This is a genomic window from Aromatoleum evansii (genome assembly GCF_045689615.1).
Taxonomy (GTDB): domain Bacteria; phylum Pseudomonadota; class Gammaproteobacteria; order Burkholderiales; family Rhodocyclaceae; genus Aromatoleum; species Aromatoleum evansii.
Window position 1 is genome coordinate 2,801,601 of sequence record NZ_CP141259.1, and the last position, 15,176, is coordinate 2,816,776.

The 15,176-nt window shown below is 61.6% G+C and carries 14 protein-coding genes; 9 read left to right on the forward strand and 5 right to left on the reverse strand.

Annotation, left to right across the window (positions count from 1 at the left end; translation table 11 throughout):
* Window positions 1-167: 167 nt before the first annotated feature.
* Complete coding sequence (locus U5817_RS13200; protein ID WP_407277610.1) at window positions 168-1,472, forward strand: NAD(P)/FAD-dependent oxidoreductase; 1,305 nt, start codon at window positions 168-170, stop codon at window positions 1,470-1,472.
* Between the two features lie 46 nt (window positions 1,473-1,518).
* Window positions 1,519-1,875, forward strand: a complete 357-nt coding sequence (locus U5817_RS13205; RefSeq protein WP_407277611.1) for a RidA family protein — start codon at window positions 1,519-1,521, stop codon at window positions 1,873-1,875.
* A 251-nt stretch (window positions 1,876-2,126) separates the two neighbouring features.
* Here U5817_RS13205 and U5817_RS13210 read toward each other — a convergent pair whose 3' ends face one another.
* Window positions 2,127-2,570 carry a DUF1330 domain-containing protein gene (locus tag U5817_RS13210; RefSeq protein WP_407277612.1) on the reverse strand — a complete coding sequence of 148 codons (444 nt, stop codon included), beginning with the start codon at window positions 2,568-2,570 and terminating at the stop codon, window positions 2,127-2,129.
* Window positions 2,571-2,636: 66 nt separating this feature from the next.
* On the opposite strand from U5817_RS13210, the gene U5817_RS13215 reads away from it, so the two are divergent.
* From U5817_RS13215 to U5817_RS13235, 5 genes are all read left to right on the forward strand, one after another.
* Window positions 2,637-3,824 (forward strand): NAD(P)/FAD-dependent oxidoreductase, encoded by a 1,188-nt coding sequence (locus tag U5817_RS13215; RefSeq protein ID WP_407277613.1) that lies wholly within the window; start codon window positions 2,637-2,639, stop codon window positions 3,822-3,824.
* 26 nt (window positions 3,825-3,850) lie between these two features.
* The gene (locus tag U5817_RS13220; protein WP_407277614.1) at window positions 3,851-4,447 is read left to right on the forward strand and encodes a HutD family protein; all 597 of its coding nucleotides are present in this window, start codon (window positions 3,851-3,853) and stop codon (window positions 4,445-4,447) included.
* An 86-nt stretch (window positions 4,448-4,533) separates the two neighbouring features.
* Window positions 4,534-5,283, forward strand: a complete 750-nt coding sequence (locus U5817_RS13225; protein ID WP_407277615.1) for an electron transfer flavoprotein subunit beta/FixA family protein — start codon at window positions 4,534-4,536, stop codon at window positions 5,281-5,283.
* Between the two features lie 15 nt (window positions 5,284-5,298).
* Window positions 5,299-6,234, forward strand: coding sequence for an electron transfer flavoprotein subunit alpha/FixB family protein (locus tag U5817_RS13230; protein WP_407277616.1), 936 nt, complete (start codon window positions 5,299-5,301; stop codon window positions 6,232-6,234).
* A gap of 56 nt (window positions 6,235-6,290) precedes the next feature.
* On the forward strand, window positions 6,291-7,961 hold the full coding sequence (locus tag U5817_RS13235; protein ID WP_407277617.1) for an electron transfer flavoprotein-ubiquinone oxidoreductase: 1,671 nt from the start codon (window positions 6,291-6,293) through the stop codon (window positions 7,959-7,961).
* 130 nt (window positions 7,962-8,091) lie between these two features.
* Here the strand turns inward: U5817_RS13235 and U5817_RS13240 are convergent, their stop codons facing one another.
* From U5817_RS13240 to U5817_RS13250, 3 genes are read right to left on the reverse strand one after another with little or no spacing between them, the layout of a single operon-like run.
* Window positions 8,092-8,979, reverse strand: a complete 888-nt coding sequence (locus tag U5817_RS13240; protein ID WP_407277618.1) for a DMT family transporter — start codon at window positions 8,977-8,979, stop codon at window positions 8,092-8,094.
* Between the two features lie 25 nt (window positions 8,980-9,004).
* Window positions 9,005-9,784 carry a pyrroline-5-carboxylate reductase gene (locus tag U5817_RS13245; RefSeq protein ID WP_407277619.1) on the reverse strand — a complete coding sequence of 260 codons (780 nt, stop codon included), beginning with the start codon at window positions 9,782-9,784 and terminating at the stop codon, window positions 9,005-9,007.
* 33 nt (window positions 9,785-9,817) lie between these two features.
* Window positions 9,818-11,803, reverse strand: a complete 1,986-nt coding sequence (locus tag U5817_RS13250; protein WP_407277620.1) for an FAD-dependent oxidoreductase — start codon at window positions 11,801-11,803, stop codon at window positions 9,818-9,820.
* 192 nt (window positions 11,804-11,995) lie between these two features.
* On the opposite strand from U5817_RS13250, the gene U5817_RS13255 reads away from it, so the two are divergent.
* Window positions 11,996-13,048 (forward strand): proline racemase family protein, encoded by a 1,053-nt coding sequence (locus U5817_RS13255; protein WP_407277621.1) that lies wholly within the window; start codon window positions 11,996-11,998, stop codon window positions 13,046-13,048.
* A 57-nt stretch (window positions 13,049-13,105) separates the two neighbouring features.
* A complete protein-coding gene (locus tag U5817_RS13260; RefSeq protein ID WP_407277622.1) occupies window positions 13,106-14,098 on the forward strand; it encodes an Ldh family oxidoreductase in 993 nt (330 codons plus the stop codon).
* Here U5817_RS13260 and U5817_RS13265 read toward each other — a convergent pair.
* Entirely contained in the window at window positions 14,092-15,099 is a 1,008-nt protein-coding gene (locus U5817_RS13265) for a LysR family transcriptional regulator (protein ID WP_407277623.1), read from the reverse strand. The genes U5817_RS13260 and U5817_RS13265 overlap by 7 nt on opposite strands.
* Between the last annotated feature and the right edge of the window lie 77 nt (window positions 15,100-15,176).

Sequence of the window (15,176 nt, forward strand, 5' to 3'; positions counted from 1 at the left end):
AGCCCGCGAACGAAACCTTCGTCCCTCAACGGACCCGCTGCAATCGGTCTTATCGTTTCTATCAGCGCTACTTAACGTAGTCGCTCCAGCGCGTCCGCTCCATAGAATCAGCCGCAGTCCTTCCGCTGATGCACAGCCAGGCGACTGCGAACTGAGAGATCGAAAAGATGACGGAACGTGCCACATACCCCAGCTATCAGGCTTCGTCCGGGTGGAACGCGCTGTTGCCGCCAAGGCAGCCCCGCACCCAAGCGCCCCACGAGAGGCATTTCGAGGCCGTCGTGATCGGCGCCGGAGTGACCGGTCTCGCGGCCGCTCGGCGTATCGCCGAACTCGAGCCCAGGGCACGAGTTCTGGTCATCGACTCCAGCACCATCGGCGAAGGATCGTCCGGGCGTAACTCGGGTTTTCTGATCAACCTGCCCCACAACACGGGCATGTCCGGCCACGGCAGCCCCGTCGAAATCGCGCGCAAGCAGATCGGGCTCTACAACGAGGGCGCCGACTGGCTCAAGTCGCTCGTCGACAGATATGCCATCGAGTGCGGCTGGAATCCGGCCGGCAAGTACCACGCCGCCGCAACGGCAGACGGCGAAAGGCGACTTCATGAGGCCCTGAGTCATTACCGGGAATGGGGCGTACCTTACAGGGAGCTCGACCAGCACGAGCTGGAGTCCGCCCTCGGTACGCGCTATTACCGCTACGGCTACCATTCCGACAACAACATTTTTGTCCAGCCTGCCGCCCTCGTCCGCGGCCTGGCCGACAACCTCCCCTCGAATGTCACGCTGTGGGAGAACGAGCCGGTCCAGTCGCTCTCGAGGCGCAAACCCTTTCGCATCCGGACACGCTCGAGGACGCTTTCGGCCGACCGGGTGGTCATCGCCAACAACGGCTTCGCCAGCAAGCTGGGCTTCGCACGCGATCGCGTATTCACGATCTACACTTACGCTGCACTGACACCCGAACTTCCGGACGAGGAACTGGCCAAGCTCGGCGTCGGCCCCGAATGGGGAGTCATCCCGGCCAATCGTCTCGGCTCCACCTTGCGCCGAACCGGTTCCGGACGCTTCATGGTGCGTAGCGCCTACTCTTACGAGTCCGAACAGAGCAACGACCGAGTGCGTTCCCTGCTCGAAGACTGCTATCGCAGGCGCTATCCGAACATGCGTTCCTTTGAATTCGAGCACGTATGGGGCGGCGTGACGGCGCTCACGCGTAACGGGGCAGTCTACTTCGGCCGGGTCGAGGATGGCCTCTATATCTCCCTCGGCTGCAATGGCGCCGGGATGGTCAAAGGGACCATGTTCGGCAAGTTGTTAGGGGAGATGGCCTGCGACGCCCAGTCACCCCAGCTCGCCGACGCCCTGGGCTTCGAGCGCCCGACGTGGCTCCCCCCCGAGCCCATCCGACGGCTCGCCGTAGTCACGGCCATTAACTACCAAAAGTACCGCGCCGGGATCGAACGCTGATTCGAGACGGCCTACCCGCCCACCCTTCAACCAGGAGCCCTGCACCATGTCCGAAATCACCCGCGTCGGTGGCAACCATCGCATGTCCAACATCGTACGCTTCCAGAACGTGCTGTATCTGGCAGGCCAAGTGCCCGACAAGGCAGATGCCAGCTTTTCCGAGCAAACTCGGGAAGTGCTGGGCAAGGTCGAGAATGTTCTGAACGCGAACGGCAGCAGCAAGGAGAACATCCTCTCTTGCCAGATCTTCATCACCGACATGCGGCACTTCCAGACCATGAATGAAATCTGGGACCAATGGGTCGCCCCCGGTCACGCGCCCGCCCGGGCGACGGTGGAAGCCCGCCTAGCATCCCCAGGAAAGCTTATCGAAGTCTGTGTGATTGCCGCAGTCGCCGACTGATCCGTCCGGCACCGCGGTGTCGAAACTCACCAACGCCAGGAAAGGGTCAGACCGACTGCGCCGGACCCACAACCTGACTCAGGTTCCCGGGCACTTTGCCGTTGCCCGGTCCCTCGCCTCCAAGCCCTGTGACTGAGCCGTGCCGCGCTCCGGTGACCACCTCATTCATTCCGCCGCCGACCAGCACACCCACGTCAGCATGCCGTTCTTCGCTGCGGTGAAAGCAGCGCTACGGGGCACGCTGACGTCCCCTAGGTCAAGTCGCCTTCGATAATGATCAGCTCGCGCTGCGAAGCGCGAAGAGCAAATTCCTTCGCTTGCGTATAGGCCGGATCCTTGTAACAGGCTTGCGCTTGTTCATAGCTTGGAAACTCGACAGCAAGGACTCGGCGGCTGGAGCGGGACTCCACTAAGACCCCCGCGTCCAGGCTCCTGACCCTGGCACCATATCTTTCCCCTATTGGCGCCCAGAGCCGACCATATTCTTGCTGTGCAGCCTGGTCGGTGACGTCCGAACCGAGAATGATCCAATACCCTTTCACCTTGATTCTCCAAAACGCGTCTGTGGGCCCACGTTTGAGGCAAGGACGCCCACAGCATCTTTCATCGTTGTTGCCCCTGCACGGATTCCACTGTACGCCAGAACGAGCGACAACGTAGGTTGGTCCTGAACTGCCTCTTTTGCTAACAATCACGTTTCCTTATGGAAATGAGGCTCCCCTCCCCCCTCCATATACTCGAATCACGTCTTTGGAGGAATCATGATGCAATCATTTGATGCGATCGTAATCGGTGCAGGTGTTATCGGAGCGTCCACCGCCTATCACCTGGCGGCTCTCGGGGCATCAAGTGTGCTCGTGCTGGACCGTGGCATGATCGGAAACGGAACAACTTCCCAGTCGTCGGGAATTTTGCGCACGCACTATTCGGTGCCGGAGAATATTGATCTCGCTCTGAAGTCCTGGTCAGTGTTCACCAATTTCGCCGAATACCTTGGCGACGAGGAAGCATCGTGTGGCCTGGTGAAATGCGGCTACATGATCACCGCGCCCGAAGGTGACCGGCTCTCTCCATTGCGAGAATCCATCGAACACCAGCGGTCGCTCGGAATCGAGGTGCGATTGGTAGATCAGAAGGAAGCTCAAGAAATCCTGCCGATCGCCCAATTCAACGATGCCGCGCTGACCGGCTTCGAGCCGGAAGCGGGTTTCGCCGATGCCTACATGACGACGACGAGCTTTATCAAAGCTGCGAGGCGGCGCGGCGTCACCGTGCGCGAAAACACGAATGTGATCCGCTTGCTGATTGAGGGCGGCAAGGTCACGGGAGTGGAAACGGACGCCGGCATCTTTTTGAGCAATACAGTCATCTCCACTCAAAACATTTGGGCGTCCGAAATTCAAGGGTGGACCGGCGTAAGCATTCCCCTGAAACCCGAACGCCATGCGGTTCTTTCTCTTGAAGGCCCCAAGCCCTACACCTATTCGATGCCGGTTTTCAAGGATCTCGGTTCCCCGGGAATGCTGTACTGCCGCAGTTACGGCGGCAACCAGATGCTGGTCAGCGAAGGCGTCGTCGGTGATGCGCTGAACGTCCCTGACACGACACAGGGCGACATCCCCCTCGACTACATCCTGGACGTGGGCGCCCAGGTCGCGGAGCGCTTCCCGAGCTTTGAAACCGCCGGATTGGCCTCGTCTTGGACTGGGGTGTATGACGTGACCCCCGATTGGAATCCGGTCATCGGACCTCTGCCCGGCGTCGAGGGCCTGTTCGTCGGCTTCGGCTTCTCCGGACACGGCTTCAAGTTGTCGCCCGCAGTCGGGAAAATTCTCGCGCAAGCCGCGCTCGGGAAGCCCACCGACGTCTCGCTGCTGCCCTACTCCTTCGAGCGATTCGCCAGCGGCGCGCTGCTGGTCGGAAAGTACGGCATGGGCGCCGTTTCCTGAGCAAGGAACTGAAGAACAGGTGCATCGTGGATCTCGCAAACGTTCTTCGGTTCGAATTATCTGCAGTCTCGACCGAGCCCTGGCGCAACGGCCGGGGCATCACGCGGGTCCTCGCATCGGGTTCGTTCAGCCGGAACCTTGAACAGTGGGATTACCGCTTGAGTCTCGCCGACATCTCGGCCAGCGGCCCCTTCTCGACGTTCAAGGGTATTGAACGATCATCGCTGCTTCTGGAAGGCAGCAGCCTGTTACTGACAGATGGCGAAGAACGTCAGCTGAGGGCCGGCCCGATGGAGGTCATTCGGTACAACGGCGAATGGCCCTTGAATGCAGTCATTGGCAGCAGCCCCACACGTTGCCTCAACGTCATGACCCGCAAGGGAATTGCCTCAGGAATGCTCAAGGTACTGGATGGCATGAACGCCGTACCCGCCGCCGATCTCGTCATGCTCCTTTCGCTGCACGACGGCTGTGAAGTCAAGACGGCCGAATCGTCGGCGCCCCAGAAACTGAATAAATACGAAGGAATCCTGCTGCGGGATGTCGCGAGCGTAGTAATCCCTGCGAAACCGGGCGCCGCCCACGCCGCGGTCCTCGCCACCATCTCGCAACTCAAAACCTAGCACCCCCACCCCAACCCGTGTGATGGCCTCACTGCACCAATAAAGCTCCCCGCCGGATGCCCGGATTATCAGAAGGAAAATCATTGATGAAAGTCCTAGTCAGCGTAAAACGCGTTGTCGACCACAACGTGACGGTCCGTGTCAAAGCGGACGGGTCCGGCGTCGAGACTGCCAACGTCAAGATGAGCATCAATCCCTTCGACGAAATTGCCGTCGAAGCAGCCGTTCGCCTGAAGGAAGCAGGCATTGCAAGCGAGGTCATCGCGGTTTCCTGCGGACCTTCGCAAAGCCAGGAAACGCTTCGCACGGCCCTCGCCATCGGCGCGGATCGCGGCGTCCTGGTCGAATGCGAGACTGAGTTGCAGCCGCTGGCCGTCGCCAAGCTGCTCAAGGCGATCGTCGAGAAGGAGCAGCCTCAGCTCATCATCGCAGGCAAGCAGGCGATCGACGATGACTGTGGCCAAACGGGTCAGATACTCGCTGCGCTGTGCGATATGCCGCAAGCGACGTTCGCCTCGAAGATCGAGTACCAGAACGACCTGCTCACCGTGACGCGGGAAGTGGATGGCGGCTCCGAAACGCTCGAGCTTGTTCCGCCCGCGATCGTCACGACAGACCTCCGTCTGAATGAACCGCGTTACGTCACCCTCCCGAGCATCGTCAAGGCGAAGAAGAAGCCGATCGACGTCATCGCGGCGAATTCGCTCGACGTCGATATCGCCACCAATCTCGAAGTCCTCAAGGTCAGCGAACCGCCCGCGCGCAAGCCCGGCGTCAAGGTCTCCGACGTGAATGCACTGATTCAAAAGCTGAAATCCGAAGTCAACGTCATCTGACTCCAGGGGAATGTCATGGTTGCACTTGTAATTGCGGAACACAATGATTCGGCCCTGCGCCCGACGATGCTCAACGTCATCGCGGCAGCCGTCGCGTGCAGTAACGAAGTCCACGTCCTGGTAGTGGGAGAAGGCTGCGCAGCGGCCGCGCAGGACGCGGCGACGGTCGAGGGCGTCAGTAAGGTCCTGCTCGCCGACGGAGCTCAGTTCGCCGGCGGACTCGCTGAAAGCATAGCAGCTCAAGTCCTCGCGATCAGCGGCGGATATACGCATATCCTCGCACCGGCCACGCCTTTCGGAAAAAACATCCTGCCGCGCATCGCCGCCAAACTCGATGTGTCGCAAGTTTCCGAAATCACGAAGGTCGTTTCGGCTGACACGTTCGAACGTCCGATCTACGCCGGCAGCGCGATCGCTACCGTGCGCTCCAAGGATCCGGTCAAGGTCATCACCGTTCGCGCAACGTCCTTCGCGGCACAAAGCAAGGGCGCCGCTGCTGCACCGATTGAGGCGACCGCGCCGGTCACCGTTAGCAGCACGCGTGCCCGCGTCGTGTCGAAGGAAAGCCTCGCCACCGATCGACCCGACCTGACCGCCGCGAAAGTTGTCGTGGCGGGCGGCCGCGGGCTGGCATCGCGGGAGAATTTCGAGCAGCAGCTTGCGCCGCTCGCGACGAAGCTTCATGCCGCGGTCGGAGCGTCGCGTGCGGCAGTCGATGCCGGTTACGCCGCCAACGACTGCCAGGTGGGCCAAACCGGAAAGGTCGTCGCCCCGCAGCTCTACTTCGCAATCGGCATTTCCGGCGCAATCCAGCATCTGGCCGGGATGAAGGACTCCAAGGTCATTGTTGCGATCAACAAGGATCCGGACGCGCCGATTTTCTCGATCGCCGACTATGGGCTTGTTGGCGACTTGAACGAGCTCGTGCCTCAGCTCACGGCAGCACTCTAAGTTCCAGGCACTTCCGCACGGATGTGCGCCCCTCTTCCCTGCATTTCTGATCGACAATGATGGACAAGACCCTTCCGCAATTCGGCCTTCGTGACTCCATGGAGTACGACGTGGTAATCGTCGGCGGCGGCCCGGCCGGCTTATCGGCGGCCATTCGCCTGAAGCAGATGGCCGCGTCGGAAGGGACCGAGATTTCCGTCTGCGTGCTGGAAAAGGGAAGCGAAATTGGGGCGCACATCCTGTCCGGCGCAGTCATGGACCCGATCGCCATGACTGAACTTTTTCCGGACTGGAAGAGCCGCGGGGCGCCACTTAATGTGGACGTGACGGAAGATCGCTTCCTCTTTCTCACCGAGAAGAAGGCCTACAGGGCGCCCAATCGGCTATTGCCCGAGTGCTTCCAGAATCACGGCAATTATGTCGTGTCGCTCGGCAAGGTCGCGCGCTGGCTCGGTACGCAGGCCGAGGAGCTCGGCGTCGAGATCTTCGCAGGCTTTCCTGCTGCCGAAGTGCTGTACAACGATGACGGCTCGGTCAAAGGCGTCGCCACCGGAAACATGGGTGTCAACAAGCAGGGCGAGGCCACGGCCAATTTCCAGCCCGGGATGGAGCTGCACGCGAAATACACGCTCTTCGCCGAAGGCGCCCGCGGCCACCTGGGCAAGCAGCTCATCGACCGGTTCGAGCTGGCCAAGGATCGTGATGCGCAGACCTACGCCATCGGCATCAAGGAACTGTGGGAAATCGATCCGAAGATGCATCAGCCCGGCCTGGTGATCCATACCGCCGGCTGGCCGCTTGACTCCGATACCTACGGCGGCTCCTTTCTTTATCACCTGGACAACAATCAGGTGGCGGTCGGCTACGTCGTGGGGCTCGCCTATCAGAATCCCTATCTGTCGCCGTTCGAAGAATTCCAGCGCTACAAGACGCATCCGGAGATCCGCAAGTTCTTCGTAGGCGGCAGGCGCCTATCCTACGGTGCCCGAGCCATCGCGGCCGGAGGGCTGCAGTCGCTGCCGAAGCTGGTCTTCCCGGGTGGCGCGCTGATCGGCTGTGATGCGGGCTTCCTCAACGCTTCGCGCATCAAAGGCAGCCATGCCGCGATCAAGAGCGGCATGCTGGCTGCCGAAGCCGTCTTCGATGCCCTGCGCGTGAACCGTCAAGGCGACGAGCTCGCCGCTTATGCCGCGGCTTTCAAGGCATCGTGGCTTCACGAAGAGCTCCACCGGGCACGAAACTTCAAGCCCTGGATGGCGAAGGGACTCGGCATCGGGACGCTGATGGTCGGCATCGACCAGCTCGTCCTGCGCGGAAAGGCACCGTGGACGTTGCGTCACCGCCACGCTGACCATGAATGCCTGAAACCCGCCAACACATGTACGCCGATCGTCTATCCGAAACCGGACGGCAAGCTTACTTTCGATCGTCTGTCGTCGGTGTTCATCTCGAACACGAATCACGAAGAGAACCAGCCGGTCCATCTGGCCTTGAAGAGCTGGACCGTGCCGGTCGATGTCAATCTGGCGAAGTATGCCGGTCCGGAGCAACGCTACTGCCCCGCCGGCGTCTATGAGTTCGTCAGGGCCGATGACGGTCGCGAGCAACTCCAGATCAACGCGCAGAACTGCCTGCACTGCAAGACCTGCGACATCAAGGATCCGACCCAGAATATCGTCTGGGTGACGCCCGAAGGCAGCGGCGGGCCTTGCTACCCCGGGATGTGAAATACGGCTGATGAATCCATCGACCGCATCCTCCCACGCTGCCGTTGGTACTACCGCGAGCTCGAGTACGTGCGCCTCGGCGGCATCGATCAACAAGTGCTGGAGCGAGCCGGGGCCAAGCCCGGCGTCTTCAATACGCGCCCTGCCCCCTCTGCCTGAACTGCCAGCCAAGGTGCGCAAGCAGTGCGAAGAACACCACGCTGCCGCCGACAAGCGTTCGGCTCCCCGGCACTTCGCTATGGATCAGCCAGACCCACATCGGCCCCAGGATCGGCTCGGCCACCCCGATCAAGGCGGCCAGCGCGGAGGGGATGAGTCGCGCTCCGCTCACGAAGAGAACCATCCCCAGTCCCAGATTGAGCGCGCCGAACATGAAGAGCAGCAGGCCATCGCGCACATTCACTTCGTAGCCCGGTGCCATGACCGCGGCGAGGATGCCCGCAATCAGGGTTCCCAAACAGACAGCAGGCATCATCTGCACCTCGGAATGCCTGCGCGTGATGACAAGGGCAGTGGCGATGGCAATGGCGATTACCAGGGCGAGCCCGTCACCCAGGGGCGACACCTGACCGCCCAGGGACGCAGAGACCATGATGCCGACGCCGGCCAACACGGCAGCGATAGCCGCCCAGGTGGAAGCCCCCACCCGTTCACCGAATAGTAGGAATGTCATCAGCGCGGCGATGAGGGGGACCCCCGCCTGAATCAGCATGACGTTTGCCACCGTGGTGTGGGCCAGTGCCACCACAAAGGCCGACGAGCAGACGGCGAAGCACATCCCGACACCGACACCCGCCCAGCCCATTGAAATGAACCGGTCTCTTGTGCGGTGCAGGCCTTCGCGCCCGAGCATGAAGCAAAGCAGAAAGATGGTTGCAAACAGCGAGCGCCAGAACACCACGACCCAGCTGTCGGTCGCACTCAGGAAGCGCGCAATGACGCCTCCGAAGCTCCACACTGCCGCCGAACCCAAAACCAGCAGCGCTCCGTTGCGCTGATCATGCACTCGTGCCGTCATCTATGATCCTGCGATCCGGAGTCTCTTAGCGCTGCCATGGCCGACCTTGAATGCGAGCGAGCACACGATCGAGCGCAATTCCATAGTGAGCGTACGCGCCGCGGGAGGAAAGCTCCGAATGCAGCTGTTCATTCAGACCGCCAGGCGTCATGAGATAGTCGATCATCTCCGGGAACGACTGCTCGGTTTGAGTCGTTTCGTGTGCCAGCCCCACGCTGTAACCGGACAGAAAAGCGCGTGCCGACTTGTACGGGAGCCCCTGCTGCGTCAACCAGGATGCCTGGGCTTCCAGCGCCGCGTAGAAGCTGGCCATGGTCGCCGTTACGGCATGTAGCGCGTCGAACTGATGTTCGCTCTCGACCTCGACCGCCTCGCCCAGCGCAGAGAACAGAGATTTGGCGACCTCGTCAGGCGGATAGATCGCGGTACAGCCCTTGCCATCCGCGACGGCCGGCAAGGGCACCGCGCGAGCAAAGTTGCGCGCAGGGCGAAGCAGCCGATCCAGTTCCTCGATCGGCGTCCCGGGAACAAAAGAAATGATGCGGTGCCGCTCGTCGAAATGAAGCTCTCGCAATACATCCGCCACGATTTGCGGCACGACGGCAATACTTACGATGTCCGACGAGTCGAGCACTTCCTGATTGCTCACACACACCTGAATGCGCGCGTCCAGCGCAGCAAGTTCTGCTGCCGTCGCAGCGTTGCGCGGCGACAAGAATATCCGGTCGAACGACAAGCTGGAACGAACGAGGCCGGTGACAATGGCTTTTGTGATGACGCCAGTACCGATAAATCCAAGACGCATTGGGGTTCTCTCGTGATTAATGATGTCGAGGTTTCAGAGCTGCATGCCGACCACCCGGCCCTCGTAGATGGCGTGAACTGCAAGTCGCGCCGCCACCGCATCGCCGACGACATGCAATTCCAGTCCCGAGTCGGCCAGCTCCTCTGCGAGTGAGGCGTCGGACACGTTGGTCGTCGCCAATACCAAGGCGTCGGCGTCGATCCGGCTTTCTCGCCCGTCGAGGAGACTGCGTAGCGTCGCCCCGTTGCCGTGCCAGGCCGTGAGCACCGACTCTGTATGCCAGGACGCGCCGAGTTGTGCCAGCCGCGCGCGCAGCGTCCCATCTCCGGCGGTGCGCTGGATCCAGTAGCCGATCATCGGCTGGGCGGTCACGATCACGACTTCGTGTCCACGTTCGGCCAGATGCCACGCAGTACCTCCGCCGCGCCAGTCTCCCGTGTCGTCGAGCAGCAGCACGCGCTTGCCGAGCCGCGCCGTTCGCGACATCACATCCTCGATCGACCAGACATTTGAACGCTCTACCCCTTCCAGCCGGTCGGCGGCGGGACGTTGACGCTGGAACCCAGTGCCCGTCGGCTGCGAGCCGGTGGCCAGCACGATTGCGTCAACCCCAATGGCGCTAACCTCGTCGGCGTCCAGCAGGCAGTTGAGACGCACCTCCACGCCAAGCTTCGCGAGCTGACGGTCGTACCAGTCGATCAGTTCAATGATCTGTGAACGACGCGGCTGCATGCCGGCCAGCCGAAAGGCGCCACCCAAGTATGGGCCGGCCTCGGCAAGGATCACGCGATGACCGCGCTCGGCGGCGACCCGCGCGGCTTCCAGCCCGGCCGGCCCGCCGCCCACGACCAAGACTTGGCGCGCCGCAGCGGTCCGCGTGAAGCGGTCGCCGCCCCACTCGAACTCGCGCCCGGCGGAAGGATTGATCAGGCAGGAGATCCAATAGTCGCGGGAGCGCCGCCCCCAGCACATCTGGTTGCACGAAATGCAGCCGCGAACGTCCTCGGCACGGCCCGCGCGAGTCTTGTTGGCGAGATGCGGATCGGCGATCTGTCCGCGCACGATGCTGATCATGTCGGCCTGCCCCGAGGCGACGGTGTAGTTCGCGCTCTCCGGGGTGCGAATGTGGCTCTCGGCCTGCACGCGTGCGTGGCCCACGACCCGCTTGAGCGCCTCGGCCAGCGGGGCACCCAGCTTGTCTGGGTACTGGAAGGTCGGAATCAGTTCGCCGAAATTGAAATAGCTGCCCGTGCCGCAGGTGACGTAGTCCATCAGCCGACGCTCATCGTGCCAGGCAACGATTTTGGCCAGGGACTCGATGTGCATGGCCACCTCGACGCTGGCATCGACGCTGACAGCCAGGCCGATGATGAAATCATTCCCCACCCGGTCACGAATCCGTGACAGCAGCTCGGTCGAAAACCGCATGCGGTTCTCGAAGCTGCCTCCCCAGCGGTCGTCGCGGCGATTGGACCAGGGGAGCCAGAACTGCTCGATGAGGGCGTTGTACGCAGCGAAGATCTCAACGCCGTCGAAGCCCGCTTCCTGCGCTCGGCGTGCCGCCTCGGCAAAGCCTTCGATGATCTCCTCGATCTCGGCCTCGCTCATGGCATGACTGCCGTCCGCATCGTGATACGAGGGCATGCCGGAGGGCGACCAGGCGGGCCGATAGGAGTTGTCGAAATCCCCGTGCGCGCCGACGTGGTAAAGCTGCTGGATCATCACCGCCCCTTCGGACTTGCAGGCTTCGGTGATGGGCCGGAAGGCCGGAACAAGGACGTCGTCGGCGTGGCGGAAGTTGCCGCGGGTGAGGACGGTCGTTGCATGCACGGGGACCGGCTCGACGACGATCATCGCGGCCCCGCCCTTGGCTCGCTCGAGGTAGTAGCCCAGGTGGCGGGCTCCAGGCAGACCCTGCTCGGCCATGTTGGCCGTGTGCGCACCGAACACGATACGGTTGCGGAGCGTCTTGTGGCGTAAGGTCAGGGGTTGGAACAAATGCGGGTATTCGTCAGCCATCTCACCTCCTTGCCGTCGGGATTGTTTGGAATCTAGGTGAGAATAGAGACGCCACCTTGTTTATCAGTGCTTCTTATGAATAGTCCTAGAAATGCTGATCTAAAGTAAAGCGCGCGCGGAGTTTGCAATAGTTCCTCCCGCTAACTTGATGTTCGAACAAGCCCGCCTACACCGGCAGAGAAGGAGCATGCGATGGGATTCAAGAGAACCTTTCACGCAGTTGAAGTGCATTCTGGGGAACCCATGCGGGTCATCACCGGCGGAGTGCCGCATATCCCCGGAAACAGCGTGTACGAGCAGATGAAATGGCTCGAAAAGAACGACGACCAAGTCCGCATGCTCATGCTGCGCGAACCCCGCGGCTATCCCCCGCTGTGCTGCAATCTCATCGTTCCGCCTAAGCACCCCGATGCGGTCGCCGGCTACATCATCATGGAACAGACGGAATATCCCGTCATGAGCGGCGGAAACACCATCGCCGTCGCGACGGTGCTGCTCGAAACCGGCATGATCCCGATGCAGGAACCGTTCACGGAGTTTCAACTGGAAGCGCCTGCGGGCCTCATCGGCATCAAGGCCGAGTGCCGCGACGGCAAGGTCGTTCAAGTCACGTTCAAGAATGTGCCGGCATTCGCGGTGCACCTCGATGCGGTGATCGACGTTCCCGAACTGGGAAAGGTGACCGTCGATGTGGGCTGGGGCGGCATGTTCTATGTCATTGCGGACGTGCGGCAATTCGACTGGATCAAGCTGCAACCCGACCACGGTCGGGAGATTTCACGTATCTCTTCCCTGATCCTGAAAGCCGCCCAGGACCAGCTGCCGGTCGAGCATCCGGATTACCCCGGCGTGGGAATCACCATCTCCCAGCTTTCCGGTCCGACCGATAGCCCCAACGCCGACTGGAAGAACGTCGTGACCGTGGCGAGCGGCCCGGTGGAGTTCGACAATCCGGCGACCTGGACCGGCGCGCTCGACCGCTGCCCGTGCGGAACGGGAACCTGCGCGAAGATGGCCACTCTGCATGCCAAGGGAAAATTGAAGCTGAACGAGGCGTTCCGCCATGAAGGCATACTGGGAACGACCTTCACCGGCCATCTGGTCGAAGAGGTACAAATCGGCAAGTACCGCGGCGTTGTCCCGACCATCGGCGGTCAGGCGTGGATCTACGGCTACAACACCTATGTTCTCGACCCCACCGATCCCTTTCCCAACGGCTACACGATCGGCGATATCTGGGCGTAATTCCTTCCTCTTGCCTTGCCTGGGGATACATGAAGCATCTCTCATATCGGAGCCGACATGCCCACCACGGTTAACATCAGTATCGAAACTGCACTCGACCTGTGCAAGCGGGCGGCACTGGCGCATGGTGCGTCCGAATACGTCGCCACGTCGCTTGCAACGGCGACCGTTGCGGCCGAGGCGCGGGGCCAGGCCTCCGTCGGCATTCGCCATTTCTTCGACTACCTCGATGCGATGGCGGAGGGGCGTCTCGACGGAGCGGCGCGCCCGAGCCTGACCCGGCCGGCACCGGCCATCATCGCGTCCGACGCGCATCGCGGCATTGCACATCTCGGATTCGACCTTGCCTTCGAAGATCTGGTAACGACGGCGAAGACCCTGGGGCTTTCGCTGTTCACCCAGCGTAATGCCTACACCTGCGGCGCCCTCGGGTACTTCGCCGAGCGCCTGGCGCAGCGGGGGCTGGTTGCACTGGCCGCCGGAAATGCAAACGCGCTCCTCGCTGCCGGCGGCGCTCACCGACCGATCTACGGAACCAATCCGCTGGCGTTTGCAGCGCCGCAAGAAAACGGCCCGTCGCTACTCGTCGACCAGGCTTCCAGCGCTACCGCGTTCGTCAATATCCGCGCCGCGGCCGAGGCCGGGAAGCCTTTGCCCGAGGGATGGGCGCTGGATCAGACGGGGGAACCGACCACCGATGCGACTGCCGCGCTGACAGGCGCATTGCTCGCGTTCGGAGGCAACCGCGGCGGCAACATCGCGCTGATGGTGGAAATACTCGCGACGATGTCCGGCGGCAACTGGTCCCTCGACGCCCCGTCGTTCCTCGAAGGCAATCAAAGCCCCCGTGTCGGCATGTTGGTCGTGGCCATCAATCCGACCGTCCTCGATGCCCATTTCACATCGCGCCTGTCCACACAGCTCGATCGCCTTCATGGCAAATACAAGGTCTTCGTACCGGGGTACGAAAAAGCAGAGGCGTTGAGTGCGTCGAACGCAAACGGGATGGAGGTCGATGAAGAACTGGTCCGGAAGCTCCAGGGCTATTGAGACGAGGCCCCGGGCCCTGTCGCGGGAAACGTGAACAGGGCCTCCTCCGGAATTCCAATGATGCGCGCAATATCAGGCGCGAGTTGACGCTGCGCGACTTCCGAGACGATGTTTCGAATGTCATTGGGAATCGATCCCAATTCGTCGCGTCGCCACAGCATGTAGAAGGTCCGTTCCAATGGCGGAAAAATCTTCCTGCCGTAATGCAAGGTATTCAACGGGAGCACCGTGACATCGGGCAGATGGTGGCGCGACTGCCAAAGGCAAAGCGGCGTGATCAACGCCCACCCGAGCCCCGCGGCGACCAGGCTCAGCAGGGGGTCGGTCGCGTCGAATTCGAAGCTGCGCTCGAGTTCGACACCTAATCCGTCGAAGTAGGACTGGATCTGTTCTCCGATCTTGGAGCGCAGGCTATAGCGAATGAACTGCAGCCGCTTGGCCAGCTGACCGACGTCCTCGGTCTCCTGCCTCGGAAAGCGGCGCGGCAAGACGACGAAGTAGTTTTCGGAAAAGAGTCGCTGACGGCTGATGCCGGTGCGCTTCGTCGCCCCCATCGTCGTAATCGCCACGTCGATCTGGCGGGTGTTCATCTGCTCGTCCAGCACCGGAGTGATGCCTGACCACAGGGTGATTTTCGAGGACGAACTTGACAGACCTTTCACGAGTTGCGGACAAATCGTCGCGGCAAATGAATCGACGCATCCGATACGGACTGTCGTCCCTTTCGCCCGTGCCACGTTACGTGCATTGACGACGATCTGATTGGCCTGTTCCAGCAGACGGCAGGCGTCATCGTAGAGGCGCAGGCCGGCAGGAGTGGGACGCGCCGGCCGAAACGTGCGGTCCAGCAGCGAAATGCCAATGAACTCTTCGAGCGCCTGGACGTGTTGCGAGACGGCGGCCTGAGACACACCGAGGTGCACCGCCGCGCGCGATACCGACTCAAATTCAACGACGGCGACCCAGCTCTGCATCAGGTCGAGTGGAGGACAGGTTGTCATCGCTTGCGTCCGAATTCGTAAAGGGAGCATGTTTAATGTCCGAATATAGCTTCGATTCGACGCGCTGAGAACGAGAC